The organism is Phenylobacterium sp., from assembly GCF_030693805.1.
In the GTDB taxonomy this organism is placed as follows: domain Bacteria; phylum Pseudomonadota; class Alphaproteobacteria; order Caulobacterales; family Caulobacteraceae; genus Phenylobacterium.
Genome location: NZ_JAUXZW010000275.1, coordinates 1 through 1,482, shown reverse-complemented (window position 1 = coordinate 1,482; position 1,482 = coordinate 1). Strand labels below are relative to the sequence as shown.

At 59.8% G+C, this 1,482-nt stretch carries 2 protein-coding genes; both read right to left on the bottom strand.

The window, feature by feature from the left end:
- On the bottom strand, window positions 1-909 hold a 909-nt coding region (gene tsf / locus Q8M88_RS10645), incomplete at its 3' end, for a translation elongation factor Ts (RefSeq protein ID WP_305597139.1).
- 62 nt (window positions 910-971) lie between these two features.
- The coding region (gene rpsB, locus Q8M88_RS10640; RefSeq protein WP_305597138.1) for a 30S ribosomal protein S2 at window positions 972-1,482 on the bottom strand (511 nt) is incomplete at its 5' end.

Here is a 1,482-nt window from a genome sequence, read left to right as displayed (position 1 = left end):
GGCCTTGGCGACTTCGGCGGCGAAATCATCAGCTGCTTTTTCAATGCCTTCGCCGAGTTGCATGCGCACGTAGCCGAGCAGCTTGACGGGGGCCCCGGCCTTGTTGGCGACTTCGCCAATGACCTGGGTCACAGACTTGGTGCCGTCATGGACATAGGCCTGTTCCAGCAGGCAGTTCTCCTTGGCGTAGGTTTTGAGGCCAGAGGCAATGATCTTTTCCAGGACGTTGGCGGGCTTGCCCGCGTTCTTTTCTTCGAGAATGGCCTTTTCACGGGCCAGGGTTTCCGGCGGTACTCCGGCCAGATCCATGGCGACTGGATTGGTTGCGGCAACATGCATGGAGAGCAGACGGCCAAAGGCAGCCAGTTCTTCCTTGTTGCCGGTGGACTCAAGGGCGACGAGAACGCCGATCTTGCCCAGGCCAGGAGCGGCCTGGTTGTGGACGTAAGAACCGATCACGCCATCCTTGACCTTGAGCGATGCGGTTCGGCGCACGCCCATGTTTTCACCGATGGTGGCCACCATCTCGGCCACGTACTCGGCAACGGCATGCTGGGAGCCCGGAAATTTGGCAGTCTTCAGCTTTTCCGTACTGCCATCGGTGGCAAGCGCCAGCTTTGCAATGTCGGCGACCATGGCCTGGAACTTTTCGTTGCGGGCGACAAAGTCCGTTTCCGAGTTTACTTCAACGGCAGCGCCGGTGGTGCCGTTAACTGCAATGCCGACGAGGCCTTCGGCTGCAACGCGGGTGGATTTCTTGGCGGCCTTGGCCAGGCCTTTGGCGCGCAACCAATCGGTGGCGGCTTCCATGTCACCGTTGGTGGCAACAAGGGCTGCCTTGCAGTCCATCATGCCTACGCCGGTCGATTCACGTAAGCTTCTCACCATGCCAGCTGTAATCTCAGCCATGATCATCCTCTTTCAAAAAATGGAGTGAGGGCCCACGCTGATCGCGGGCCCCTGAAAATTGCCTATTCCGCAGGGACGGCTTCGGCCATGGGGTTTTCTTCGGCGCCGAGATCGTGGCCCGAGGCGCCCTGCGCCTGCGAAATGCCTTCAATGGCAGCGCGCGCGATTAGATCGCAATAGAGCGCCACGGCGCGGCCTGCGTCGTCGTTGCCAGGAATCGGATAGTTGACGCCGGCAGGATCCGAGTTCGTATCGATGATCGCCACAACAGGGATGCCCAGACGATTGGCTTCCTTGATGGCGAGGGCTTCCTTGTTGGTGTCGATCACGAACAGGATGTCGGGGGTTCCGCCCATGTCCTTGATGCCGCCCAGGGCCTTGTCGAGCTTGGTCTTCTCGCGGGAAATGGAGAGCATTTCGCGCTTGGTGAGGCCCATGCCTTCCTTGGCAAGCTGCTCATCCAGTGTGCGGAGATGCTTGATGGAATTCGAAATGGTCTTCCAGTTGGTCAGCATGCCGCCGAGCCAGCGGGAATTCACATAGTACTGGGCCGAACGCCTGGCGCTGTCGGCG